The organism is Fischerella sp. JS2 (genome assembly GCF_032393985.1).
In the GTDB taxonomy this organism is placed as follows: domain Bacteria; phylum Cyanobacteriota; class Cyanobacteriia; order Cyanobacteriales; family Nostocaceae; genus Fischerella.
Window position 1 is genome coordinate 6,642,191 of record NZ_CP135918.1, and the last position, 25,197, is coordinate 6,667,387.

20 protein-coding genes are annotated in these 25,197 nt (G+C 39.7%); 10 read left to right on the forward strand and 10 right to left on the reverse strand.

The genetic code is table 11. From position 1 onward, the window contains the following. Positions 1–174: 174 nt before the first annotated feature. The 3 genes from RS893_RS28500 to RS893_RS28510 all read right to left on the reverse strand — a co-directional run bounded on the left by RS893_RS28500 (position 175) and on the right by RS893_RS28510 (position 3,561). Positions 175–1,146, reverse strand: coding sequence for a GTP-binding protein (locus RS893_RS28500; RefSeq protein WP_315788933.1), 972 nt, complete (start codon positions 1,144–1,146; stop codon positions 175–177). Between the two features lie 1,254 nt (positions 1,147–2,400). Further along, a complete protein-coding gene (locus RS893_RS28505; RefSeq protein ID WP_315788934.1) occupies positions 2,401–2,622 on the reverse strand; it encodes a hypothetical protein in 222 nt (73 codons plus the stop codon). Positions 2,623–2,778: 156 nt separating this feature from the next. Beyond that, positions 2,779–3,561 carry a sterol desaturase family protein gene (locus RS893_RS28510; RefSeq protein WP_315788935.1) on the reverse strand — a complete coding sequence of 261 codons (783 nt, stop codon included), beginning with the start codon at positions 3,559–3,561 and terminating at the stop codon, positions 2,779–2,781. A 923-nt stretch (positions 3,562–4,484) separates the two neighbouring features. Here RS893_RS28510 and RS893_RS28515 point away from each other — a divergent pair. After that, on the forward strand, positions 4,485–5,954 hold the full coding sequence (locus RS893_RS28515) for an MFS transporter (protein ID WP_315788936.1): 1,470 nt from the start codon (positions 4,485–4,487) through the stop codon (positions 5,952–5,954). Positions 5,955–6,147: 193 nt separating this feature from the next. Further along, the gene (locus RS893_RS28520; protein WP_315788937.1) at positions 6,148–8,067 is read left to right on the forward strand and encodes a KAP family NTPase; all 1,920 of its coding nucleotides are present in this window, start codon (positions 6,148–6,150) and stop codon (positions 8,065–8,067) included. Positions 8,068–8,075: 8 nt separating this feature from the next. On the opposite strand, the gene RS893_RS28525 is transcribed toward RS893_RS28520, so the two are convergent. Next, positions 8,076–9,641 carry a GTP-binding protein gene (locus tag RS893_RS28525; RefSeq protein ID WP_315788938.1) on the reverse strand — a complete coding sequence of 522 codons (1,566 nt, stop codon included), beginning with the start codon at positions 9,639–9,641 and terminating at the stop codon, positions 8,076–8,078. Positions 9,642–9,926: 285 nt separating this feature from the next. Between RS893_RS28525 and RS893_RS28530 the strand changes: the two genes are divergently transcribed. Further along, the gene (locus RS893_RS28530; RefSeq protein ID WP_315788939.1) at positions 9,927–11,642 is read left to right on the forward strand and encodes a sensor histidine kinase; all 1,716 of its coding nucleotides are present in this window, start codon (positions 9,927–9,929) and stop codon (positions 11,640–11,642) included. A 165-nt stretch (positions 11,643–11,807) separates the two neighbouring features. On the opposite strand, the gene RS893_RS28535 is transcribed toward RS893_RS28530, so the two are convergent. Further along, positions 11,808–13,160 carry a lipid-A-disaccharide synthase-related protein gene (locus tag RS893_RS28535; protein WP_315788940.1) on the reverse strand — a complete coding sequence of 451 codons (1,353 nt, stop codon included), beginning with the start codon at positions 13,158–13,160 and terminating at the stop codon, positions 11,808–11,810. Positions 13,161–13,308: 148 nt separating this feature from the next. Between RS893_RS28535 and RS893_RS28540 the strand changes: the two genes are divergently transcribed. Beyond that, positions 13,309–14,013, forward strand: a complete 705-nt coding sequence (locus RS893_RS28540) for a phosphatidate cytidylyltransferase (RefSeq protein ID WP_315788941.1) — start codon at positions 13,309–13,311, stop codon at positions 14,011–14,013. A gap of 75 nt (positions 14,014–14,088) precedes the next feature. Here the strand turns inward: RS893_RS28540 and RS893_RS28545 are convergent, their stop codons facing one another. Continuing rightward, positions 14,089–15,375, reverse strand: a complete 1,287-nt coding sequence (locus tag RS893_RS28545) for a sensor histidine kinase (RefSeq protein WP_315792129.1) — start codon at positions 15,373–15,375, stop codon at positions 14,089–14,091. Positions 15,376–15,582: 207 nt separating this feature from the next. Between RS893_RS28545 and pcrA the strand changes: the two genes are divergently transcribed. Genes pcrA through RS893_RS28560 form a run of 3 tightly spaced genes read left to right on the forward strand, consistent with a single transcriptional unit; the run spans position 15,583 to position 19,261 of the window. Beyond that, positions 15,583–17,919, forward strand: a complete 2,337-nt coding sequence (gene pcrA / locus RS893_RS28550; protein ID WP_315788942.1) for a DNA helicase PcrA — start codon at positions 15,583–15,585, stop codon at positions 17,917–17,919. A gap of 38 nt (positions 17,920–17,957) precedes the next feature. Beyond that, positions 17,958–18,230 carry a helix-turn-helix domain-containing protein gene (locus tag RS893_RS28555; RefSeq protein WP_315788943.1) on the forward strand — a complete coding sequence of 91 codons (273 nt, stop codon included), beginning with the start codon at positions 17,958–17,960 and terminating at the stop codon, positions 18,228–18,230. A 44-nt stretch (positions 18,231–18,274) separates the two neighbouring features. After that, positions 18,275–19,261: a site-specific DNA-methyltransferase gene (locus RS893_RS28560; RefSeq protein WP_315788944.1), complete on the forward strand. Its 987-nt coding sequence runs from the start codon at positions 18,275–18,277 to the stop codon at positions 19,259–19,261. Positions 19,262–19,279: 18 nt separating this feature from the next. Here RS893_RS28560 and RS893_RS28565 read toward each other — a convergent pair whose 3' ends face one another. Beyond that, positions 19,280–19,873 carry a restriction endonuclease gene (locus tag RS893_RS28565; protein ID WP_315788945.1) on the reverse strand — a complete coding sequence of 198 codons (594 nt, stop codon included), beginning with the start codon at positions 19,871–19,873 and terminating at the stop codon, positions 19,280–19,282. A gap of 278 nt (positions 19,874–20,151) precedes the next feature. On the opposite strand from RS893_RS28565, the gene RS893_RS28570 reads away from it, so the two are divergent. Beyond that, complete coding sequence (locus tag RS893_RS28570) at positions 20,152–20,640, forward strand: GNAT family N-acetyltransferase (protein WP_315788946.1); 489 nt, start codon at positions 20,152–20,154, stop codon at positions 20,638–20,640. A gap of 71 nt (positions 20,641–20,711) precedes the next feature. On the opposite strand, the gene RS893_RS28575 is transcribed toward RS893_RS28570, so the two are convergent. Further along, positions 20,712–21,509, reverse strand: coding sequence for a D-alanyl-D-alanine carboxypeptidase family protein (locus RS893_RS28575; protein ID WP_315788947.1), 798 nt, complete (start codon positions 21,507–21,509; stop codon positions 20,712–20,714). Positions 21,510–21,610: 101 nt separating this feature from the next. On the opposite strand from RS893_RS28575, the gene RS893_RS28580 reads away from it, so the two are divergent. Further along, positions 21,611–22,537: an AEC family transporter gene (locus RS893_RS28580; RefSeq protein ID WP_315788948.1), complete on the forward strand. Its 927-nt coding sequence runs from the start codon at positions 21,611–21,613 to the stop codon at positions 22,535–22,537. Positions 22,538–22,592: 55 nt separating this feature from the next. Here RS893_RS28580 and RS893_RS28585 read toward each other — a convergent pair whose 3' ends face one another. Next, entirely contained in the window at positions 22,593–22,970 is a 378-nt protein-coding gene (locus RS893_RS28585) for a type II toxin-antitoxin system HicB family antitoxin (protein WP_315788949.1), read from the reverse strand. A gap of 172 nt (positions 22,971–23,142) precedes the next feature. After that, positions 23,143–23,655, reverse strand: coding sequence for a phosphoribosyltransferase (locus RS893_RS28590; protein WP_315788950.1), 513 nt, complete (start codon positions 23,653–23,655; stop codon positions 23,143–23,145). Positions 23,656–23,732: 77 nt separating this feature from the next. Here RS893_RS28590 and RS893_RS28595 point away from each other — a divergent pair, with 77 nt between their 5' ends. After that, positions 23,733–25,190, forward strand: a complete 1,458-nt coding sequence (locus tag RS893_RS28595; RefSeq protein WP_315788951.1) for an MFS transporter — start codon at positions 23,733–23,735, stop codon at positions 25,188–25,190. The last annotated feature ends 7 nt before the right edge of the window (positions 25,191–25,197 follow it).

A 25,197-nucleotide genomic window follows, 5' to 3' on the forward strand; every position in this document is an offset into this window, starting at 1 on the left:
GGGATGGGGTGTAGACGAGGCAGTGCGGTGGACTCTTCTCCCGGCATAAAGAAAGAGGCGTCACGTGGCGTCATCTGCCGTGCGCTCATAGGCTTCCCGTAGGGTAGGGGTGATGGGGAGAACTTAGAGTTAAACTCTCTCCACCTCCGGTTCTCTCCACCTCCCCAACTTTATTCAGGTTAAGCAGGCGAGAAAATCTTGTTTGAGTGTGGTTTCATCTAGGTTACGACCAATAAATACTAGTTCATTTTTACGGGTTTCGCCTTCTTTCCAGGGGCGGTCGGGTTTGCCTTCAAAGATCATATGCACACCTTGAAAGACAAAGCGATCGTCCTCTCCGGCGATATTTAAAATACCCTTCATGCGAAAGATATCGGGCCCTTGGGTTTGCAGTAACTTAGCTAGCCAGTTGTTTAGTTTCTCTCCATCAAGTGCGCCTTCAGCAACTAAAGCCACAGAACCCACAGTTTCATCGTGTTCGTGGGCATCTTCTCCCAAAAATTCTGGATCTATTTCCAAAGCCCGATCCAAATCAAAGGCTTTCACACCTAAAAGTGCATCCATTCCTACTTCAGAATTGCGGGTACGGTAAATTTTTGCCATTGCATTCATCCCGCGAATTCGCCTTTCTAATTCATCTAGCACATCTGGTGTCACCAAATCAGTTTTATTCAACAAGATAACGTCCGCAAAGGCAATCTGTTCTTGCGCTTCGTCGGCTTCCCAATGCTGCCAAATGTGCTTAGCATCTACCACCGTTACTACTGCATCTAGTTCTAACTGTTCGCGCATATCTTCATCGACAAAAAATGTCTGAATGACTGGCGCAGGATCAGCTAACCCAGTGGTTTCAATGACTAAATGGTCAAATTTATGACGGCGTTTGATTAAATTACCGATGATGCGAAGCAAATCGCCCCGCACTGTACAGCAGATACAGCCGTTGTTCATCTCAAAGATTTCTTCATCTGTATCAATAACTAATTGATTATCAATACCGACTTCTCCAAATTCATTAACAATCACAGCCACTTTCTTGCCGTGTTCATGGGTGAGAATACGATTGAGCAGAGTTGTTTTTCCTGCTCCCAAATAACCTGTAAGAACTGTTACTGGAACTACGTCTGTTGTCACACTAGTGACCATATCCCAGATACCCTTTTTTTAAATGATAATCGTATTCACTCTAGTTAATTTTTAGAGTTTTGACCAGATCCTTGAAAAGGAATCTAGCAGCTTTAGCCACAATCCGCGATCGCACCAAGCTAATTGATCTACCGCTAGCTTTTTCTTCACCTCACTTTTCATCATTCATGAAAAATCATTGAATTATGATGTTTTTTGGTAAATATGAGAGTGTTTATGTGGATGTGTCGCGCGATCGCTCATTGTACTACTCCTGGTTGTGAAAGTGGTGGCGATCCGCACTACATAATAAAAAATTTCGCCCTAAATTTGGCGATTTAGTCAGGGTGAGTATTTAGAACGTATAAATCTGTATAAATCTATATATCATATTTACATTTATTGTGGTTTTTTGTATCGATATATAGAATTCAATAAATGATGCGACTGTTAAACTAGTGAGAAAATTCATTTGCAAAATAGCTTGCAGAAAAAGAAGTGGCAGAGCCACTTCTAAGTAATTCCCAGGTAGAACCTGAAAAACAGTATAACGGGCATAATAAATATAAATAGTATAAAGTAACACTTATTAACTTATATGTTAGTTTTTGTTACTTAGATAAATATAAAAAATAACATAAAACACATATAATAACAATTTTTGGTCAACTCTTAAGCAATGCAAATAAAAAGCAGAGATTTCCCCTCGTCAAGAGCTAGCTTGACACACCTGAAATTCGACATTAGTGCATGACTAAATTTTAGTCTTTTTATTGATTTTCTAAACATCAACAAGTAGTTAAAAAAAGCTTATAAATTGACTGTATTGATACTAAAATTAGTTTTTTATGTAAACTTTAACTGTTTATTCTTATTAATCATTAAGTTTTTTTGATAAAGATAATAATTATGCTCGCGTCAATCTATAAAAGCACACAATCGTGCTATCCTACCAAATACCTATAACTAATAACTAACTATTGAAATTAGGAGTACAAGTAATTCAACTTTGGAATTGCTGAAGGTGACAGTCTGTGAGCAAAACTCCAAAAGTGACGATTGCTCCTAGAAAAAATGACTTTATTAACTTCATATACTATAAAAAATATAGTTTTTAATTCATTAAGCTTGACATAACTAGCAAGCATCAGGTTTCTTATTTCTCATAATTTTAGTGAAGCGATCGCATTATCTTAAGTAAGTATTTAATTTAAGTTTTTCTTCATATTTCTCTAATTCCACTATATTTGTAAAAATTAAAACATAATTTCTTTTTTAAAAGTCGATCCAAGCTAAATTAAAATCGTCATCATCCATTGATATCCATGTTTGTCCTTGCCACCAATAGTAAATCAATCCTGTCAAATCTTTTGGATGAATTAAGAATATATAATAGTCCGCAATGCTTTGACCATTTGAAGTCAGAACTTTATTAAGATACTCATCTGAAAACTTTGTTTTCGCTCTTTCTAATTCTTGCTTAACTTTTTTACTCATAGTTCAAACTTATTCAATTAATTCTTTCAAAGTTTAACTAAAGTGTTCTGATTCAGGTTTCAGCAAAAGTTAAGGTTGAAAAACAATTCGTAGTGTTTTACAGGCAAAGGTTCCAAAGGAGGGTGCAAAGGAGCGTAGAGTTATGAAATTTTGTCCTTAGATTACTTTACTTGGAGGAGAGGCAAACTCCTTCTCATAATTAGGGTCGTGAGTCCCAAGCAGTTTGTCCCAAAATGTGAAGTATAGCCCGTAGTGTACTCTATACTTACGGTGATGTATTGAGTGATGCGTCGAACCAATCAACCACTTGCCAAGCCATTGGCGGAAAAACCATGAGGGAAACAGTTCAAATCCAAGGTGAGTCAACACAGCCCATACAGTCATTGTCATCAGTACGGCAATCAAGGTGATGAAATGAAGTGGAATCAGGAAGACAATCCCTACAAAAAAAAGACCTTGTACAATCGCTTCTGGCAAGTCGAACGCGAAGGATGTCCAAGGTGTTGGATGTCCTGAACGATGATGACCATAGTGCAGCCACTTAAAAAGTAAAGGGTAGTGAAACGCTCGATGAATAAAGTAAAAGTATGTATCTTGAAGAATAAGTACTGCAACAAAGCTAACCCCTAAATACCACAGTCCATACTGATTTACACAAGTGTACAAGAGTGTTACGCCCGAATCGTATGCTGAGAGAATAAGCGCGGCGCAAAGTCCAAAAAATACCGCAGAGAGAACCGAGAGTTCAACATCCTGTCGAATTGATTTCCACTGGGCAAATTTCAGATTTAACCCCCGCTTCACAAAAGCCTTTCCCATCACCGAATAGAAGAACCAGTATGCTCCCCCTGCGATGAGAAAGTATCGGACTAGAATAATGCCGAAAAATGCCAACCAGTATAACCCGAATTTCTCTAAAATCAAGAACAAAGTTTGCACTCAATTCAGTTAATTTACAGATTGAAGCGTAACATTTTTAATGATTTCTAACTTCTATCGCAAGCAGTGTTAGTTTGACACTCTCATCCTATCAGTAAAGGTGGATGGGATGCTTGCTTTAGAGGAAAACCCAAACAACCGGACGTATCAAGATGGTCAAATATATGCCAATGTGATCTAAATCAGACCTCTTGCACAAATATTTTTGACCAATCATTCCTTGATGGTACAAGAAAGCGGATTTATCCGTGGAACCAATCCCAACCCCAAAATCCAAAATTCCCAAGAAAGCAGACCCGTCCGTAGGGTCAATCCAAAATCCAAAATCTAAAATCCTGTTAGCGGATGACCCCACCCTAACCCTAAGCGCTAACAAAGAGGTAAGTAACCAAATCTTCCCCTCGTTAACCAGGAGATTGAGGGGGGTTTTTATGATTATATGTAAGAGGTCTATTATATTTAAATTTTTCTAGATTATTGCAAATTATTTCCAAACAATTATAATTGTGAATAGATCAGAAATATAATGTTACAATTACATAACAAAGAGTAACTCTACTCCCTACTCATAAATTTCCTTACCTTCTCCAAGCCCAGCCTATAGTTTGGCGATATCTTGTGAGTCGGAAAACTATGGTTTAAAAGAAATTAACAGGTACTTGAGTACTTAAAATCTTCTTTTCTGTGCTTAACATGCTGTAATGTTTAACTATTCGTAACCATAGACGCTTGAGTCTTTAGACAGAACATTATATTTTACTTTTTATTTCGCTTTTTATTTCGATAGATTAAAAAATCTATCATTCTTCTGGCTGTTACTCAACCTTGATCGTCATCGTATCGTTCAGGTTATAACCACCGAGACAGGTGGGCTAATCTTTGCTTGTTCAACTTAACATAACTAAGATTAATATTTTCCTCTAGTGAAGACTCTATCTACCTCTACTGAAGAAGTACTAGAACACCTGCCTCGTATAGAACTACTACAACCTCTAACAGTATCAGACCCGATACTCAAGACAGACTCACCGCCGAAAATTTCTAAGCAAGCCACTCGAACTAGCCTGAAGGCATCTACCCTAGATGGAGTGTTTGCTACCATTTTTTCCAATATTACCGGCGGTGTATTGCTGGTTAACTTTTTACTCCAACTGGGTGCTAGTCCAGTGGAGATTGGTTTGCTGTCTTCAATTCCCTTGCTGGTAAATTTTTTGCAACCACTGGGGGCTCATCTTGCCGATCGCACTTCTAGCCGCCATTGGTATACTCTGGCAATTTTCGGCCCTTCTAGGCTACTTTGGTTGATTTTAGTGGCGGGTATTGTCTGGTTCTCCTGTTCTAATAACGCACCCCACCACTTAGTAATCTGGACACTGGGAATAATTCTAGTCACCAATATTTTAGGAGCCTTGGGCGGTTGCGCCTGGTTTAGTTGGATGGCTGCTTTAGTTCCCCCTCGCTTGCGAGGGCGTTATTTTGGCTTTCGCAATAGTGCTGCTAGCTTGGCTAATCTCTTGTCTGTGCCATTGCTTGGATTCGCTGTCTCCGCCTGGCCTGGCGGCACAATCCAAGGTTACGGCATACTGTTGTTGCTAGGAGTAGTAATTGGTCTAGTTAGTTTGGCATGTCAGTTTTGGATGGTAGATATCAATCCGCAAAATTTCCACTCTAGGGAAGCTTCATCCCAACAGGAGGAAATTTCTAGCAGTGAGCAACCAAAAGCGTTTAGTATCCTAAAAGACCTCAATTTCTTGAAATTTCTGCTCTATTTTGGCCTGTGGACGTTCGCAATGAACCTCAGCGCCCCATTTTTTAACCTTTACATGCTGAAAAACTTAGGCTTAGATCTCAGTACAGTCACAATTTATACTAGCCTGCTAGCAGGAGCCAACTTAGTTATGTTAGTACTCTGGGGTAAGCTGGCGGACAAGGTAGGAAATCGGCCACTGTTATTGTTAGTTGGCATTTTAATAGCAGTAACACCTTTATTCTGGTTGGGGACTGGGAATAACTCAATTTCTATGTGGCTATGGCTACCGCTCATCCACTTAGTGACTGGTGGTTTTGGAGCAGCGATCGAGTTGTGCAACAGTAATATTCAGATGGAAATGGCACCATTGATTCGTCCTTCTCAGTATTTTGCGATCGCAGCAGCTGTTACTGGTGTTACTGGTGGTTTAGGTTCGACAATTGGTGGTTTGTTAGCCCAGCTAGATATTATTGGTGGCTTACCTGGATTATTTGCCCTTTCAGGTGCTGTGCGATTAGTTGCGCTGTTACCTCTGGTATTTGTACAAGAACCACGCAGCAAGCCTATTGTTCATGTGATGGGAAAAATCCTACCCTTTAGGGCAAAATTAGCATTAGTTTCAGCAGAGAAAATGGCTGCTTAACACAAGGGTTAAATTCGGATATAACAAACTCATATTCATTACTTACAAAATCCTTCCTTCCTTCAGGGGGAAGGATTTCATTTTTTTATGCAGCATGATTATGATGCGAATATAGCCTTTTGGCAAAGACTCTCAATCCAAAATTTAAAATTCAAAATCTAAAATTCAAAATTGGTATAAGAGGGGAAGGCTGATGGTGTCAACAACAAATGAAAATGATTCAAGGAGCGAATCTGAAAATATTAATGAGCTATTTGCAGATAATCCTTTAACTGATCCTAAACAGGATCGATTAGGATACGCACCCTTTGCTAGGAATCTAGCTGATAGTATTTGTAAAATGAATTTTCCTGAAGGATTCGTGATTGCAATTCATGGGTCTTGGGGATTTGGCAAATCAACGCTGTTAAACTTTTTAACTCACTACCTGAAACAGAAGTCAGAGAACGAGCAATTGGTTATTGTTCCTTTTAATCCCTGGTTATTAAGTGGAGACGAAGATATTACCAGGCGCTTTATTAATCAACTACAGATTAGTTTGAGTCAATTGAAAGCAGTACCAAAAGGTTTTAGAAAACGCATAGCCGATTTTATGAAAGCCGTTTCTGAAATTCCTATTCCTTATGCTCAAGCTAGTAAGATAGTAATTAAATTATTGGAAGAGAAGCAAAAAGATACTTACGAATTAAAAGAAGAATTGGAAGATACCTTAGAGGAGCAACATCCCCGCGTAGTGGTAACGATTGACGATATTGATCGACTGAATACTGACGATATTATGCAATTATTTCGCCTTCTAAAGGCGATTCCAAATTTTACTAACGTTGTTTATGTTCTAGCCTTCAATAAAGATGTTGTCTACAAATTTATTGCCGAAACGCAGGGTATTTCTGGGGAAATTTATCTTGATAAAATTATTCAAACTGCTTTTGAATTGCCGCTTCCAGACAAAATCTTAATTCGTAGGCTGCTTTTTGAAAAACTCAATGCCATATTTGCTAATACATCCAAGCAGATGTGCGATCGCACCCGCATCCATTGGGGTAATGTTTACTTTCAAGGTATAGATCATTTTATTAATACTCCCCGCGACATTGTTCGGCTTACCAATATCTTAACCGTGGCTTACCCAGTGGTAGAAGGTGAAGTCAATCCAGCTGATTTTGTAGCGATTGAGTCGCTGCGAGTTTTTCGTCCCATGATTTATGAAATTATCCGTAAAAATCCTCAGTTTTTTGCAGGATATATAGGTAGTAAAGATGCTTTAGTTCCGACAATAGATGAACTCAAACATTTTCATAATTCCTGGCTAGCTCAATTAGAAGATAAGGATAGAGAACCTGTCAAACGGCTGCTATTTCATCTTTTTCCTAAGTTAGAAGCTGTTTATTATGACATCCACTATGAAGCCAAACATGAGTCAGTCTGGCGTCAGCACTTGCGTATATGTAGTTTAGAAATGTTTGCCAACTATTTTCGGCTGGCGTTAACAACAGGTGAATTTTCTCATACTGATGCAAAAGCAATCTTGAACTTGGCTGCGGATGCAAAAGCGTTTGGGGAAAAACTTGTAGAACTTGCTCATCAACAACGTCTTGATGGTACAACTCAAGTACGAGCTTTTCTAGAGCATTTGGAAGTTTACACTGAAACAGAGATTCCTGTTAATTTTATTTCCTCAATCGTACAAGCTTTTTTTGATGTAGGCGATCAGCTTTTGTGTTCTGAAGATGAAGCTGAAGGCATCTTTGATTTCGGAAATGATATGAGAATTGAACGCATCATCTCACGATTGTTACGGCGGCTGAATGAACAAGAGCGATTTGAGACATTGAAATATACGATGTCAAGCGGGAATGCCTTATCGACAATTGTTAGCGAAATCATATCTTTGAATCAGGAACATGAAGTTATTCCCCAACAGGAACTTAGTACCCAACACCTAAAAGAATTGGAAGCAATAGTCTTACAACGACTGCAAGATGCTGTTGTGCAAAACTCCCTACAGCAAGTGCCAAAGCTAGCTGAAAAATTATATTGTTGGCAAAGTCAGGCAAAAGAAGATGTGAAGCGATCGCTGCAAAAGATAGTTGAAAACAATATAAATCTCTAACTAGCAACTTAATCTCCACTTCCTAGTCTCTTTTCTTCCTCTTCTTCCACTAGTTCAGCATTTCCTTGTAAAGGTCTTACAACTCGTGCGATCGCTTCTTGGATAAATGCCTTCATAAATTCATCACGGCGATTTAGTTGAAACTGACGCTGCACTACCTCTGTCATCCCGCCATCACCCCAATCTTGATCGTTACGAAAATACTCAATAAAGCTTTTACCAGCAATGCGTGTTAGATAAGCAGCTGTCACACCTTGAATTGCTCTACCAATAATAAAAGTACCGACATTAAGTTGCAAAGCCGTAGAAAGTAACTCCAATGCACCTTTAACAATCCCTAAACCAGCAATTGTTTTCGCCAGAGACAGTGCCAATTCCCGTCCCCGTTCCATGTTTAATTCACAACCGTAAACTCTGCCAATTTCTACAACCATTTGGGCATTGACAGCAGCTGTTGCCAGTAAATCTACCATTGGCAATGGTGTAACTGACACCACACCTGCCCCAATCCACTGAAACCGTTCTACGATTTTGTCAGCTTGGCGGCGACGTTGGCTATCAATGAGTTTGCGCGCTTCTTCTCCTAGCCGCAGTGATTGCAGCAGAATGTTATCTGCTACTAAATCTTCACCTTCTGCCCGTAAAATTGCTGCCATTCGCCGCAGTAAGGGTATAATTTCTGGCTCTGGTTGGAACATTTCGCCAGTCTCTAGCTGAGCGGGTTGAGGATTCGCAGAAATTGCTACCACATCGCCAGCCGCAATAAATCCCCTTACTCTTTGCCGCAATCTAGCGAGGATGGCTTCTTTATCCTCTTCTGTGTACAGGTCTGTTTTATTCAGTACTAATAAAGAGCGTTTTCCAATTTCTGCTAATGCTCGTAAAGGCTCGTATTCCGAGCGTCTGAGGTCATTATCAACTACAAATAACAGTAAATCTGCTGATGTTGCTAGTTCTCTGGCTAGCTGTTCTCTCTCAGTACCCGCTATGCCTGCTTCTAAAATTCCTGGCGTATCGGTAATTAAAATCTTGCGCTCTAAACCCCGTAAGCGCATACAATAGGTTTCTCCTACTGTGGTAGTTCCCATAGGTGCGTCTACCCTGCCTACCATACGTCCCAAAATCGCATTTACTAAAGAAGTTTTGCCAGCACTTCCAGTACCAAACACCACGACTTGAATTTCACCTCGTTTGAGGTTGGCTTCAATTTCTCGCGATTTACTGAGTAAAGCTTGACGGGCAACTTCATCTTGAATTTGGGCTACTTGTTGCTTCACAGCTTGTAGGGTGGAAGAAGCTGCTTCCGATTTGGCAGCGGGGATTTGCACTTGTTGACGTTGTCTTTTGGCACGGCGTGATCGCGCTTCGCCAGCCTGGAGTACCAATACGTAATAGACAAAGGCAGCAATTAAAGCAGCAATTAAGACAATGATCAAAAACAGGAGTAAATTGCCCAAAAAGGGAGAGTAGGACAACTGCCAATAAAGCCGTGACAGAGAGTCAATCAGCCACAGGCAAAGTCCCAAAATGACGATGAGACCGACAATAAGCGTAACGATACGCGATAGAGGCATGGATGGCACAGGCTAAAAAAGGCAGAAGGTAGAAGGCAGAAGGTAGAAGGCAGAAGGCAGAAGTATTAAAATTAATACTTCATCCTTCACACTTAATCCTTCATACTTCATCCTTTATCCTGCTTCTAATATTAATAGTTTCAGTATTTTTCACCAGGGTCGAGAGAAGTATGTTTTGATAAACTGAGAAAAATCTACATATTAAATTTATACTTAGCTGCTAATAACAAGATTTTTTTATGCTAGAAATCCGCCAGATGGAAAACTGCAACATCTAACTAGATCATGACCCCATTATCTGAATTAAAACATTTGCCAGAGCATTACTACAACCTGGTTAAACGAGTGTTCCATCAGCTCAGTATTCGACAAAAAATTATTCTTGGATATGGTCTTTCCCTGGGAGTTGCAGTTTTAGGAACAACGGCGGGATTATTGATTGGTAGAAATTACTTCCAACAAGCCAGATATCAAATGATGATGGCGGATGAAGAAAGTCATTTATTTAGTACTCTTCAAGGAGAATTGTTAGAAATCCAGTCCTACCAACAAGGAATTGTACCTTTTTTGAATCACAAGCCAAGGCTGCTACAGGAAACTTCTGATTTAAAAACTAATGTAGCAGAAGCTGAAAAGTTATTTTCTCAATTGGAAGAATTTAGTCAAAGTACATCACAAGTAGATTTACAGGCATTAATAAAACAGTATGACGATACTGTTAGCCTTTATTTCCAGCAACTGAGGACGCTTCTAGATCAGATTTCGTCACTCGCTTCTAGCCCACAGCAAGTGCCAAAAGCCCAAAAATTAATTCAGCAATTTAGTCAAAATACAACTGCACTTGATTTTTATAAATTTAGCCAGGAGTTAAACAAAATTGCCAAAACAGTTCGCGATCGCCAAGAAGATGCTGACCAAGCCCAAAACCAAGCATCAGTACTGCAAGCTCTAATTATCATCGGTAGCATTCTACTGTCAACTGCGATCGCTGCCACTTTGGCTATCTACACAAGTACTATCATTGTACGTCCCTTGCAAACCCTCACCTATGTTGCCCAAAAAGTTACCCAAGAAAACAATTTTGACTTGCAAGTATCCGTGACAACAAAAGATGAAGTCGCTACTCTTGCTGATTCTCTTAACCAGTTGATCCAACAAGTAAAATATCTTTTAAAAGAACAAAAAGCCGAGGCTGAAGCACGACTCATTCAAAGCGAAAAGCTATCTAGCTTAGGCAGAATGATTGCTGGTATTGCTCACGAAATCAATAATCCCATAAATTTTATCTATGGCAATTTAGGCAGTGCCAAAACTTATATCAACGACTTATTTGACTTATTGCAAACATATAAAGCTGAATTTCCTGATCCTAACCAAGTAATAGAAGCGAAAAAAGAAGAGATTGACTTTGAATTTATTGAAGAGGATTTACCAAAACTCATCAAGTCAATGGAATTTGGGGCAGAAAGAACACGAGACATCATCAGGAGTTTAAAAGATTTTTCTCGTTTGGATAACTGTGAAGCTCAGTCGGTTAATTTACATGCTTGTATAGACAGTACACTATTAATTTTGCAAAATCGTCTGAAAAAAGGTATTCAAGTTGTTTGTAATTATGGAGACACTCAACCTGTTACAGGTTATACAGGTTTACTCTATCAAGTATTTATGAATTTGTTAATTAATGCGATTGATGCTTTAGAAGAAAAAGTTGCTCAAGATCAACAATTTTTACCTATGATTACTATTTCTACAGAATCCATGAATAGTGATTGGGTAGTAGTGCGAATAGCAGATAATGGCCCTGGTATTCCTACAGAAAATCAAGATAAAATATTTGACACTTTCTTTACAACAAAACCACGAGGTATTGGTACTGGTTTAGGTTTGGCGATTACGCATCAGATAATTGTCGAAAAACACGGCGGTAAATTGACTTTTAATTCCGAACTCAATACGGGTACAGAATTTACGGTCACTTTACCAGTTGTGAGAAGGTGAGAGGGGAGTGTGGGGAGGTGGGGAGTGTAGTTCAGTTATTCAGTTATCAGTTATCAGTTATCAAATTCTACCACTCACTTTTAACTATCAACTGTCCACTGATTTCTAACAAACAACCAACAACCAACAACTAACCACTAACCACTAACCACTAACAACTAACAACTAACAACCAACTCTTTCTATCAAGCATTCTGCAATCCGCCTTGCTGCACCTGCTTTACCCATCCGTCGCAGGCCATTTTCGGCAATGACATGCAATTGATCCGGATTGGCAAAAAGCGATCGCACTGCTTGGGTAACTTCATGGGGTTCTTCTACTAAAATGACGCTTGGCCCCAAAAGTCGACTTTGTGTTTGTGCAAACTTGGAATTAAACTGTGGTCCTTTTCCTGGCATAGTGATTGCTGGTTTACCTAAACCAACAAATTGTTCTGTTGCTGTTCCTGCCATCGCGATCGCTATATCTGCCATATGCAGGCAGTCGTTATAAGCTTTTTGGGTCAAGATGAAATATGCATTTTTTTGGTAAAAAGTCAATGCATTGTCATCAGGAATTGTCACAGGGCAATCTGGGTGAGGATACCAACCGTGAGATTGGAGAATTTGGCGCATACTAGCAAAGTGTAAACTAGGAGCGATCGCACCTAAAAATACGAATTTGTCCCAATTATGGGTCTGCTGCATACTTATTAATGCAGACACCGCCAGCAAAATTTTCTGCCAGTTTGCGTAAGCTTCTGGAGGACGCGAACCTGGTAGAAGAGTGACAATTAGCGGTCGACCCAATTCTCTTTTTTCGCTATTACTACTATAAAATCGTGCTGTGGGAAAGGTTGGTTCTAAATCATCCATCATGGGATTTCCCACATCAAAGACAGGAATAGACCACTTTTTTAATATCTTCGTTGTTAACGAATCTCTAGGAAATACCGCCTTACAACGGTGATGGCTCATTAACCAACGTTCCCAAGGATGGTAAACTGAACCAGAAAAATGCCCCAAGTGTGCCAGTAGGTTATCGCGTTTTAATAATCCCTTTTCATCCCGTACATGGTACTCTGATTTTGCTGTGCCTACAAAAGCGTACTTAGTGCCACTCATCCAAGCAAACAATAACGGCAAAAGATCCCCCACAGCTAAGATGGCATGATTTTTACCAGATTTTTGTTGAGAATTGACCCAACTGCGGATAGTTAGAATTTGGTTAAAAGTCAGTTGTATTAATCCCCCACCCAGGTCACGTAGAAATTGCCATCCGTCCATGTAAATAAATCCACCAGAAGGCATGGCACGTACTGAACCAATCAGGGGAATACTTAAGTTTTGATAGGCGTATCCTTCACCTACCAAAGGCAAAGCAAAAATTTCTGGTGGGTGCAGTTGTTGCTGAAGTTCCTGTACTATCCGGACTGCGATCGCATCTTCTCCATGACCATTACTCAAAACTAACAACCGCAGGTGAGAATTTTTTTCTTGAATTTGAGAGTTAGGGGTTAAAGCGGACACTTCACTCATAAGTAGATAGCAGCAGGCAAAAGCTAGATTATTTTACATGTTATTTGATCAGGTTAATAAATACACAATAAAAACTCAGCAGCTTGAGCAAGGCTACTCTTTTTGGGAAGATCAAGTCTATGCCATATCTAAACATTAATTGCTGAGTATGCTATCTACTACCTTAGGAATCAGTCCGCCCTTTGGAAATTTAATCGTAACTGTGCTGACTTTTATTTATGTCTTTGGGCTGGTAGCGTTGATGAATTTCTGCGTTACTCGTTTTGGTCTACCTCAGGATATTAGCCGCAAAATTACACATATTGGTGCTGGTTCCATCATTATATTTTTGCCATTATATAGTGATTTACATTGGTCAAAATACTTGAATATTTTGATTATGTTTGTCTGGCTAATTCTGTTGGTACAAAAAGGTTTTTTTGCCGATTCTAATGATGAGGCAGTCAAAACCATGACTCGTACAGGTGACAGAGGTGAATTACTCAAAGGGCCACTTTATTTTGTAGTTGTAGCTATTATTTGTGGAACTTTATTTTACAAAACTTTCCCTGGAATTGTTGCTATGATATGTTTGGGTTGGGGTGATGGTTTTGCACCAATTATTGGCTCAAGATATGGTAGATGGAAATATGAAATATTGAGCAATAAAACAGTGGAAGGAAGCCTGGCAATGTTTATTTTTGCCTTTGCGGCTAGTATATTTTTCGTGTGGCTGATTATTCCCAGTAGTTTGAATATTAGCCGGATTTTCATAGTTGCTCTTGTTGCTATGTTAGTGGAAGGATGTAGTCCAAAAGAAATAGATAATCTTTTAATTCCAGCTACAGTTATTGCAACAACAAGTTTTGTCTAATTTAAATTAGGAAGATGACAAAAAGTTATGTTTGAAAAGCGAACACCGTGCAAGGCGATAAACACAGATAGATTACTACTTCTTCAGTGTAAAAAAGAATGTAGTACCTACACCTAACTCTGATTCCACCCAAACTTCGCCTTCATACATTTCTATAATTTTTTTAACGATCGCAAGCCCTATGCCGGTACTATTTGGGTTTTTGTGATCTGATAATTTTTGAAAAATTTTAAATATTCGCTCAAAATGTTGTTTTTCAATTCCAGGCCCGTTGTCTGTGATACTTATTTGCCAATATCCATTCTTTTCGGTACAAGCAATTGTGATCTTACCTTGTGGCTTGTCTATGAATTTGATTGCATTACTCAATAAGTTTTGAAATACTTGTTCTATCCGAGTTTTTTCAAATTTAATTATAGGTAATTGGTTAGCTATTTCAATTTGAATATTTTCAATGGGTTGCAGTAATGCAATTACTTCTGTGACTACATCATTTAAATCTACTCGTCTGATTTCTTCTTTAATGCGTCCAACTCGTGAGTATTGTAAGATTGCGTCTATTAAATTATAGATTTTGTGGACTCTAAATATTAACAGATTAATTAATTCCTTACCTTCATGATCAAATTTATCTGCATAGTCAGCTAATAACCATTCCGATAACGAACTAATTCCTCTAAGCGGTGCTTTTAAATCATGGGATACTATATATGCAAAATCGTTTAACTCTTTGTTGGTACTTTCTAATTCTTTTACCAATAATGCCATTTTCTCTTGAGACTGCTGACGTTGAGTGACTTCTTGCTGGAGTAGTTCATTGGTTTTGGCAAGTTCAACTGTGCGTTGTTCAACCAATTCTTCTAAATTTTCTTTATATTTGCGTAACTCGCTTTCTATCCGCTTGCGTTCGGTAATTTCGTTTTGTAAAGCGTTATTCGCCGCTTCTAGTTGCGCTGGACTAGGAAGGGCAAGTGCTTGGGGAACTAGAGGAATTAAGGTTAAAGCAGTATAAAACGAAACTATAGCCGTGACAGTTTTAATGCTACCTGATAACCAATAATTAGGATGCCATAGCGTCCATATGTTCATAATATGAGTAGTGCCACAAGAGATAATAAATGCCCCAAATAAAATAAATACACTCCTAAATGGCACATCTTGCCTTTTACGGACAAAATAAATTAGTGTCAGTGGAATTGAGAAGTAAGACAGAGCAATGAGCGAATCTGTTAAGATATGCAGCCACACTAACTCCGGCTTCCATAGGTAACAATGACCGTGGGGGATAAAATTACCACTGTAAAAAAAACTACTAAAAGAATCCACTGTATAATCTCCGGTACATTTGAGTTCATGCACTATATAAAAAGTGATAGCTCATCTATTTTAAGGAATATTTTTTGTCAAAATAAACAAGTTAGCGTGAAAAAATATATTTTGCGTGATGATTGTTAGTGGTTAGTGGTTAGTGGTTAGTGGTTAGTGGTTAATAGTAGTTAATAACCTTTGACCATTGACCATTGACAATTGACAATTGACAATTGACCATTGACTCTTGACTCTTGACTAATGACTATTGACTTTCTCAGTCACCTCAATCCCAGTCAGCGCTGCGCTGTTGAACACTTTTGTGGCCCTTTGCTAGTTGTTGCTGGTGCAGGTTCCGGCAAAACACGAGCGTTAACTTACCGCATCGCTAATCTGATTTTGCAACATCGTGTCGATCCTGAAAATATCCTGGCAGTGACTTTCACTAACAAAGCTGCACGGGAAATGAAAGAACGTATCCAAAAATTATTTGCTGAACAATTGGCGATCGCAGAATTTGGTGAGCATTTTGACTTACTGCCAGAATACGACCAAGTCAGGCTAAAATCTAGAGTTTGGCGTTCTTATATCAAAGATTTATGGTGTGGTACTTTCCACAGTTTGTTTTCTCGAATTCTCCGCTTTGATATCGAAAAATACCAAGATGAAAAAGGACGTCGTTGGAATCGTAATTTTTCTATTTTTGATGAATCTGATGCCCAAAGTCTGGTGAAAGAAATCGTCACTAAGCAGTTAAACTTAGATGATAAAAAATTTGAACCACGTTCAGTACGCTACGCTATCAGCAACGCCAAAAATAAAGGTTTATCACCCCAAGAATATGAGACAGAACAGCCAAATTATCGAGGAAGAGTTATCGCAGAAGTTTATAGTAAATACCAAGATAGATTGGCAGAAAATAATGCCTTAGATTTTGATGATTTAATTCTTGTGCCTGTAAAATTATTTCAGCAAAATGAGCAGGTGTTAGGTTATTGGTATCGTAAGTTTCGCCATATTTTAGTAGACGAATATCAAGATACTAACCGGACTCAATATGATTTGATTCGGTTATTAGTGACACATGGTGAAACAAATAAGCATAATTGGGATTGGCGCGATCGCTCGGTTTTTGTTGTCGGTGACGCTGACCAATCAATCTATTCTTTTAGAATGGCTGACTTTACTATTTTACTGGAGTTTCAGCAAGATTTTGGTGATGGTTTGCCGGATGAAGATACTAGGACAATGGTAAAGTTAGAAGAAAATTACCGCTCCTGTGAAAATATTCTCCAAGCTGCCAACCAATTAATTGAAAATAATACCCAACGCATTGATAAAGTTCTCCGCGCTACCAGAGGTGCAGGCGAACAGATTTATTTTTTCAAAGCTGATGATGAAATTGCGGAAGCCGAATTTGTCATCAATCAAATTCGCAATTTAGAAAGAGAAAATCCGGAATTAAACTGGGGAAGTTTTGCTATACTTTATCGCACCAACGCCCAATCTCGCCCCTTTGAGGATCTTTTAGTCCGGGCGCAAATTCCCTACACTGTTGTTGGTGGGTTAAAGTTCTACGATCGCAAAGAAATTAAAGATGTACTAGCCTATTTAAGAGCGATCGCTAACCCAGCTGATACAGTCAGTTTATTACGGGTAATTAACACTCCGCGCCGTGGAATTGGTAAAGCTACTATTGACAACTTAGTTGGTGCTGCCCAAGAATTAGGAACGACTCTGTGGGAAATACTGAGTGATGAAACATCAGTTAATACCTTGGCTGGGCGTTCTGCCAAGTCTGTAAATAACTTTGCAGCTATGATTAGTCGTTGGCAAGCACAATTAGCAACCGTGACAGCTTCGGATATTTTACAAGGTATATTAGAAGACTCTGGTTATGTGCAAGACTTAATAAGCCAGGGAACAGACGAAGCAGAAGACAGAGTCCAAAACGTCCAGGAATTGTTCAACGCCGTACGCCAATTTGAAGAGGAAAACGAAGAAGTTTCTTTAGGAGATTTCCTGGCTAGTGCAGCCCTCAGTTCCGATTTAGATAATCTCAAAGAAGGACAAGCAGCCGTTTCCCTGATGACTCTCCACGCTTCTAAGGGTTTAGAGTTTCCTGTGGTGTATATGGTGGGGTTAGAACAGGGACTATTTCCTAACTACCGTTCCATGAACGATCCCTCGGCTTTGGAAGAAGAACGCCGTTTGTGTTATGTGGGAATTACTCGCGCCCAAGAAAGATTATTTATCTCCCACGCGCGGGAACGCCGCCTCTATGGTAATCGGGAACCCGCCGTGCGATCGCAATTCCTCGACGAACTACCCGAAGAATTATTAATTACCCATCGTCCTAGTAGCATGACTTACGCCAAATCAGCTAACGGTAGTATCCCACAGCGCGAAACCAAAGCCAGAAAAAGCGTTGCAGAAAATTGGCAAGTGGGCGATCGCGTCCTGCACAAAATCTTTGGCGAAGGTGAAATTACACACGTCTTTGGTTCTGGGAGAAAAGTTTCTGTAGCAATTAAGTTTGATCAGCTTGGTCAAAAAATTATTGATCCTCAAGTTGCACAGTTGCAACGAGTGGATTAGGAGAGAGTGAGGGTGCAATATGGAAAAAAATAACTCCAGTGATTCAAAGTACTCCTAATCGTATGACAGACTTCCGTTCAGATGACAACTCCCAATTACTTTCTGTAACTCAAACTGCCAGATTACTTAATGTAACCCGTCAGCGAGTTCACAACCTCATCAAAAATGGTCAAATTGGAGCTTGCAAACTTGGGCGTTACTACTACGTAGAAGCTGTTGAGGTAGAAAGATATAAGAATCAACCTACTGGAAAACCCTATCAGCCACGTAGTACAACTTCTCAAAAAAAATCTATTTACAATTGTCAATAGAGTTTGTAGACTCAAGCTACACTAACGTACTAAAGGTTAAGTCAATGCTCCCATTTCAAGCGATCGCACCTGATGTTGCAACTCAAAAAGGATTGCAACAGGTTTATATGAGTGAGCATGGTATCCTCTATCAAGGAGACTGTCTTAAACTTCTGTCAGCGTTACCTGATGAGTGTGTAGACCTTGTATTTGCTGATCCACCTTTTAATCTTGGTAAAGAATATGGTGAAGGTGTCAGTGATCAGATGGAGGTGGATAAGTATTTAGGCTGGTCAAAACAGTGGCTTGGCGAGAGCATTCGAGTACTTAAACCTGGTGGCAGTTTATTTGTCTTCAACCTGCCTAAATGGTGCATAGAGTACGGTGCATATCTCAATCAGAAGGGGATGTGGTTTCGGCATTGGATTGCTTGCAGAATGCCGAAGGCTTTTCCCAGAGGTAAAAAGATGTCTCCTGCTCACTACGGACTGATCTATTACACTAAAGGAGAACCAGCTGTCTTCAACAAAGTTTATACACCAATTCAAGTTTGTCGGCATTGTGGTGGAGAAATTCGTGACTATGGTGGACATCGAAAAAAACTCAATGAAAAGGGTATTAATTTGATGGATGTCTGGGATACGCCGGAGGATGTTTGGGAAGATGTCCCTGACGCTGATCCTACAGAAATTTTATGGACATTAGCAGAGGAAATGTGGACTGATATTCCACCAGTTCGGCATCGTCGGCATAAAAAACGAGTTCCAAATGAACTGGCTCCCATTATGCTAGAGCGAATTATTGCAATGGCATCCAATCCAGAGCAGCTTGTGCTTGATCCATTTGGGGGTTCTGGCACTACATTCTATGCAGCAGAAAAATTACACCGTTACTGGATTGGTTCGGAAATTGGTGATACAGAGCCAGCAATAGAACGATTGACTGATTTGGCTAATGGAATAATAGAGCAATGGGAATCGGCAAGGGGAAACAAAAAATTGAAGCAACGCAAAACAAATACATTACAACTGCCAATTCCTTATTCTACATAGCTTTTACTACAGAAAAATTCAAACTAAAGCACGACCATCTGTTCCTTTAGTAATTGTTGGTACATTAGGATCTATCTGATCATGTTCAATCACGAAGATTGCCAGAAAACCCTCTTCAAGTCGGACTGAGCGCCAAACATCAAAGTATGGCTCTAGCTCTTCATAGTTGCCTATCCGATCAGTTAAATAAGGGTAATTTTTTCTACTTGAAAGTACCGAGATAGCACCTAGAAAAATACCACGTAGCAATCCCAGAACCATTTTATTGACTGCTCTATGGCTTGAGGAAATATTGCCTGTTTCCCACTCAAGTGCAAAAAGATGGTTGTCAATAACTTTTGTTGCATCCACTCTTCCTGGTGATCTGGTTGCATAGTTAATTGAAGTTTCCAACTTCCATCCAAATTTATCCCTCAGTGCAATCATACAAGCTTCTTTAATTGGCTTGACACCATTACCATGCTTTACTGGATTGATGGTAAAGCTGGATGTACCAGGAGGATGAACAATTAGAGAAATAGCATCACGAATTTCCGCTCTAATGATAGACCAATCGCTTGATTCTTCAAAACTTCCAACACTGATTAGAGAAACTTCTTGCACAATTTTCATACTGACTACTCACTGAGTTAGTTAAGCCAGAGTAGTGCAGTTTTGCCTATTTATTGCGAGAGTTAAGCTTTGTTTCTACATCATTTAACCTTAAAAAATTCCCTATACAACTCATCTGGCTTTTTGGCTGTGGAGAGGAAAGTCGCCCCATTGCGGGAATGGGTAATTGGTAATTAGAGACAAGGAAAACAAGATTTGCTGACTTTTGACTTACCTGTCTGTGATTAATACACTGTATGATTTTTTAAATATTTTCTAAATTTTTCTTGAAACAGCAAATGATTATTCGCCATGCGACTGAAGCTGACTTGCCAAAAGTTGTAGCAATTTATAATGCCGCAGTTCCGGGACGCATGGCAACTGCTGATTTAGAACCAGTGTCTGTAGAAAGTCGTCGTACTTGGTTTAGTACCCGATCGCCCTCAAAAAATCCACTTTGGGTAATTGAAGTCGAAGGCGTAGCGGCTGGATGGTTGAGTTTACAATCTTTTTACGGACGACCAGCCTATCATGCTACTGCTGAGGTTAGTATTTACGTAGCTCCTAAGTATCATCGCCACGGTTTAGGAAAGCAGCTACTATCTCAAGCAATTAACCAAAGTCCCTGCTTGGGCATTAAGAATTTATTAGGTTTTATTTTTGCTCATAACCATCCAAGCTTACAACTATTTGCAAAATTTGGCTTTCAAAATTGGGGATACCTACCCAAGGTTGCAGAATTGGATAGTGTAGAACGGGATTTAGTAATTATGGGACGACATATTTAACAGTTAACAGTTAACTGTTAACTGTTATCAGTTATCAGTTGAATAACACTCCTCACACTCCCCCCACTCCCTCATTGCGGCGTTTGAGTCGGCTTAATATTTTTGGCTCTGTAGAAAGTTTCTAAGCTGTCGCGATCGCCTACAAAACGCCAATGCCAAGGTTCATAACTCACACCTTGGGGATTATCTTTGGGAAAGGACATCTCAAAGCCAAAACGAGCAGCATTTGTTTGTAGCCATTGAAAAGCTTTGGTGTTTTCAAAATTTTCATTCAAGTTAGTGGCTGGTACTGTTCCATCCCCAATATCCACAGCGTAACCTGTATGATGTTCGCTATGACCAGGAGGAGCGCTCAAAGCTGCCCTCTGGGCTGGGGTTTGATTGCGTTGCGCGCCTACTTCAAAGAATAATTGTTCTTGCTCTTTAACTGAACGAAAACCAGAAATAGGTGTCAAAATTACACCAGCACTCCGTGCTGCTGCCACCATCTCCTGATATTTTTGGGCAGCTACTTTTCGCAGTCTTTGCCGTCCATCTGCCGAAATTGGTGCTAGTTCTGATTCTGGTGCTTCTGTGTATGGCAGATGTCCGAGAACTTGATCAGTATTGTTGTTTTGTGAATTCGCAGGAGTTGAGTTATTGGGGGAAGGCTGAGAAACTACATTTTTTTTCGGTGCAGTCCAGGCAAACAAAAAACCGCTAATTACAGCCAACAGCGCAACAATAAGCACTCCCCCAATTCCCAAAACTAAGAGGGATAGACGCCTTTTGGGTGCGACATCAGGAGTATCGCGTAAAGCTGCTGGAATATCTTCACCAGACACAGGCGATGAGTTTCGCGGTTTTCCAGAAAACTCAGCGTTCTTCAAGGGTTAACTCCTGCTTTTGTTGAGTATTCATAACAGATTGTAGACTGGAGAGGAATAAAGGCAATAGGTATCATTTTAGATATTTAATTTCGAGTTTCGTCTTGACAAATCTCTTAGAACTATATGTCAAATTAGTGGGTTTAGTTTTGCTAGGGTTTTTCTTGGGATGCAAACTACCTGCTACTGTTCCCACCCGCTTAGGTCATTTCCTCTTTTGGGTAGGAGTACCGATCAGTATTGTAGCGTTTCTATATCAAACAGACTTGTCAGGGCAGATTTGGATTGCACCTGCGATCGCCTACTTAGCCATTTTCCTTGGGGCATTTTTAGCCTGGATTGGGATCAAATGGCAAGCTCTTTTTACAAAAACCAATCTCCAGCAACCAACTCAGGGTAGTTTTCTCCTAGCGGCAATGGTAGGTAACACTGGTTATTTAGGCTATCCTGTTACCTTAGCAATAGTGGGCACTCAATATTTTGCTTGGGCGCTATTTTACGATTTACTCGGTACTACACTGGGCGCTTATGGCTTAGGTGTAGCCTTAGCGGCACGTTTTAGCGGCAGTGTCCATGATTTTAGACATATTGTTAAGGCAATTATTATTAATCCTGCCTTATGGAGTTTTGGTTTCGGTTTAATATTACGGCAAGTAGCAATTCCTGCCCCAGTTGAATTTTACCTAGATAAATTCGCTTGGACTGCCGTAGCTTTGTCGCTGTTATTAATCGGGATGCGATTAAGCAAGCTCAATTCCTGGCATAGCTTACCACAAGCAGGAATCAGCTTGGGAATAAAAATGTTGTTAGTTCCCCTGATTTTGGGCTTTATTTTACCATTTTTTGGTTTAACAGGCAAAGCCGCCTTGGTCATAGTCTTGCAAATGGCTATGCCTCCAGCTTTTGCCACATTAGTACTTGCTGAAACCTTCAATCTTGATCGCAATCTAGCAGTCACTGCCTTAGCAGTAGGGGCAATAGTATTATTAATTACTCTACCTCTGTGGCTGTGGCTATTTTCTGTAGGTTAGCAACGCTAGACACGTTGGAAAAGTGAGAGAGTATCTATATCAAGTATCCACAAACTCACTTAACTTCTTCCTCAGCATCCAGTTGACGATAATATTCTTCCATCCCCGCATCTACTTCACGTCTATATGCTTCGATATCCGCCAGCATATCATCAAATTGTGGGTCATCCTTGTACTTGCCTGCAAATTTTATCCAGGGATGCTCAGATTTTGGTGCTTCAATTTCCTGAGTTACTATTTCGACATTTTGTAAACGAGAATTGACAAGTTCATGCAAATTTTTCAATGCATCTTCTCGTGTCGTTGCAAATACCTGACACTCTGGTAAACCCCAAACTGTTGCTTGAAAACCGCCTTCTTTTTCTGCAATCAATACTGAATAATTAAGTTTGGATACGTTATCAGTAGAATTTTTGAGCAAATTCGTAGTCATAGAAATTACTCTTAAATTTTTGATTGTGGCTATATTCTATTATTGACATTGATTAAATGCACTTAGTAGAGAGGATCTAATCGAGCAGAGGTGCGATCGCATCAGATGAAAAGTCTACGGCTTAGTAGTGAGAGGATGTTGAAATACTCCCTATCCCTACTTCTCATGACCACTAACTACTAACCATTTCCAATAGTTCCACCGGCTTCATAAATTCATAGTGTTCAAATGGTTGATGAATCCAAGGATTATCTGATAAATAATCAACGTAGTAATCAGGTTTTATTACTGAACAAGCTTTATACCAAATTACCGCAGTGCGAATTTCCTCTATTGGAGCATCAGAATACGTCTTTAGCCAAGGTATAGTCTCTTTCAAAGTCACCCCAGAATCTACCAAGTCATCCACTAAAAGAATGCGCGAACCTAACTTTTCTGTAGTCATTGTCAAATGCCGAGAAAAGGTTAAATATCCCCTTTCTTGCTTGCCTGGGCCACTGTAAGATGATGTTGCTAAAATTGCCAAGGGCTGCTTATAAATACGGGAGAGAATATCTCCCACCCTTAGTCCACCTCTGGCAAGGCAGATAATTTGATTGAGCTCCCAACCTGATTGATAGACTAAAGCAGCCAGTTGTTCTATTTTGCGGTGATAATCTGACCAAGAAATGTAAAGGTCTGGCATAGTAGGGAACGTTAGTTGTAGCTATTAATTAAATGTCAAATTAAACTTTTTATCTTAATGTATGAGCGTAGTGTAATATGAGCGATTCTCCCCCTGATGGTAATTTCCAGCACAGTGCTGAGAATGAAAAACTAGATTTGAGTACGAAGCTAGCTTTTGGTGCTGGAGATTTGGGTACGGCAATTACTGCCATGATTGGGATCTCTTATTTGTCACCTTTCCTGACAGATGTTGCTGGGTTGAATCCCCAATTAGCAGGACAAACTCAACTTGTCGGTAAAGTCTGGGATGCAGTCAACGACCCAATGGTGGGGGTATTGAGCGATCGCACTCAAAGTAGTCAGGGGAGACGCTATCCTTGGATGATTTGGGGGGCCATTCCCTTTGGGATTTTCTTTTTTTTGCAGTGGATTGTACCTCACTTTAGTAATAACGAAAATGTGAATCAGTGGGGTTTATTTTGGTATTACACTGCGATTTCGATTTTGTTTAATGCTTTCTATACAGTTGTTAATTTACCATACACTGCTCTCACCGCAGAACTAACCCAAGACTACGACGAACGTACCAGCCTCAATAGTTTTCGTTTTGCTTTTTCGATTGGTGGGAGCATTCTGGCTTTAATTATTGGATTAGTTATTTCTTTAGTAGTTCCTAATAACCGCAGCTTACAGTTTTTATTCATAGGAGTGATTTGTGCGATTATTTCTGTTCTACCAATATATTGGTGTGTTTGGGGAACGAAAAAACGCGCTCAAGCTGTGGCAAATTTACACCCAGAAACAGAACAAACTGTCTCTATTCCCTTTGGGCAACAACTTAAAATTGCTTTTAGTAATCGCCCTTTTTTGTTTGTAGTTGGGATATATCTTTGTTCCTGGTTAGCAGTCCAACTCACAGCTGGTATTATTCCTTATTTTGTCATTAGTTGGATGCGTCTTCCCCAATGGCACATTAGCTCAGTACTATTGGCTGTGCAAGGAACTGCGATGAGTATGTTGTTTGTCTGGAGTGCGATTAGTAAGCGTGTTGGCAAACAAGCTGTGTACTATATGGGCATGACTTTGTGGATTATCGCTCAGGCTGGGCTGTTTTTCGTCAAGCCAGATCAGATTGTGTTGATGTACTGTTTAGCAGTTTTAGCTGGTTTTGGGGTATCAACAGCTTATTTAATTCCCTGGTCAATGCTACCAGATGTGATCGAACTAGATGAATTAACAACAGGACAGCGTCGGGAAGGTATTTTTTATAGTTTCATGGTATTTTTGCAAAAAATTTGTTTGGGGTTGGCTGTGAACTTAGTTTTGCAAAGACTGGGTGCAGCTGGATACATTAAACCTACAGCAGAAATACCTGCACCAATCCAACCAGATTCAGTGTTGGAAGTGATTCGTGTTTCAATTGGTCCCTTACCAGCAGTAGCTTTAATTTGTGGTTTAGTTTTGGCGTATTTTTACCCAATTACCCGTGAGATGCACGCTGAAATTTTACTCAAACTTCAGGAAAGAAGGAACAGACGGGGGGATAGGGGATAGGGGAGAC

Excerpts from the sequence above, each read along its gene's own strand:
- RS893_RS28500 (WP_315788933.1), bottom strand. The coding sequence starts at position 1,146 with ATGGTCACTAGTGTGACAACAGACGTAGTTCCAGTAACAGTTCTTACA.
- RS893_RS28505 (WP_315788934.1), bottom strand. The coding sequence starts at position 2,622 with ATGAGTAAAAAAGTTAAGCAAGAATTAGAAAGAGCGAAAACAAAGTTT.
- RS893_RS28520 (WP_315788937.1), top strand. The coding sequence starts at position 6,148 with ATGGTGTCAACAACAAATGAAAATGATTCAAGGAGCGAATCTGAAAAT.
- RS893_RS28525 (WP_315788938.1), bottom strand. The coding sequence starts at position 9,641 with ATGCCTCTATCGCGTATCGTTACGCTTATTGTCGGTCTCATCGTCATT.
- RS893_RS28530 (WP_315788939.1), top strand. The coding sequence starts at position 9,927 with ATGACCCCATTATCTGAATTAAAACATTTGCCAGAGCATTACTACAAC.
- RS893_RS28535 (WP_315788940.1), bottom strand. The coding sequence starts at position 13,160 with ATGAGTGAAGTGTCCGCTTTAACCCCTAACTCTCAAATTCAAGAAAAA.
- RS893_RS28540 (WP_315788941.1), top strand. The coding sequence starts at position 13,309 with ATGCTATCTACTACCTTAGGAATCAGTCCGCCCTTTGGAAATTTAATC.
- pcrA (WP_315788942.1), top strand. The coding sequence starts at position 15,583 with ATGACTATTGACTTTCTCAGTCACCTCAATCCCAGTCAGCGCTGCGCT.
- RS893_RS28560 (WP_315788944.1), top strand. The coding sequence starts at position 18,275 with ATGCTCCCATTTCAAGCGATCGCACCTGATGTTGCAACTCAAAAAGGA.
- RS893_RS28565 (WP_315788945.1), bottom strand. The coding sequence starts at position 19,873 with ATGAAAATTGTGCAAGAAGTTTCTCTAATCAGTGTTGGAAGTTTTGAA.
- RS893_RS28570 (WP_315788946.1), top strand. The coding sequence starts at position 20,152 with ATGATTATTCGCCATGCGACTGAAGCTGACTTGCCAAAAGTTGTAGCA.
- RS893_RS28585 (WP_315788949.1), bottom strand. The coding sequence starts at position 22,970 with ATGACTACGAATTTGCTCAAAAATTCTACTGATAACGTATCCAAACTT.
- RS893_RS28590 (WP_315788950.1), bottom strand. The coding sequence starts at position 23,655 with ATGCCAGACCTTTACATTTCTTGGTCAGATTATCACCGCAAAATAGAA.
- RS893_RS28595 (WP_315788951.1), top strand. The coding sequence starts at position 23,733 with ATGAGCGATTCTCCCCCTGATGGTAATTTCCAGCACAGTGCTGAGAAT.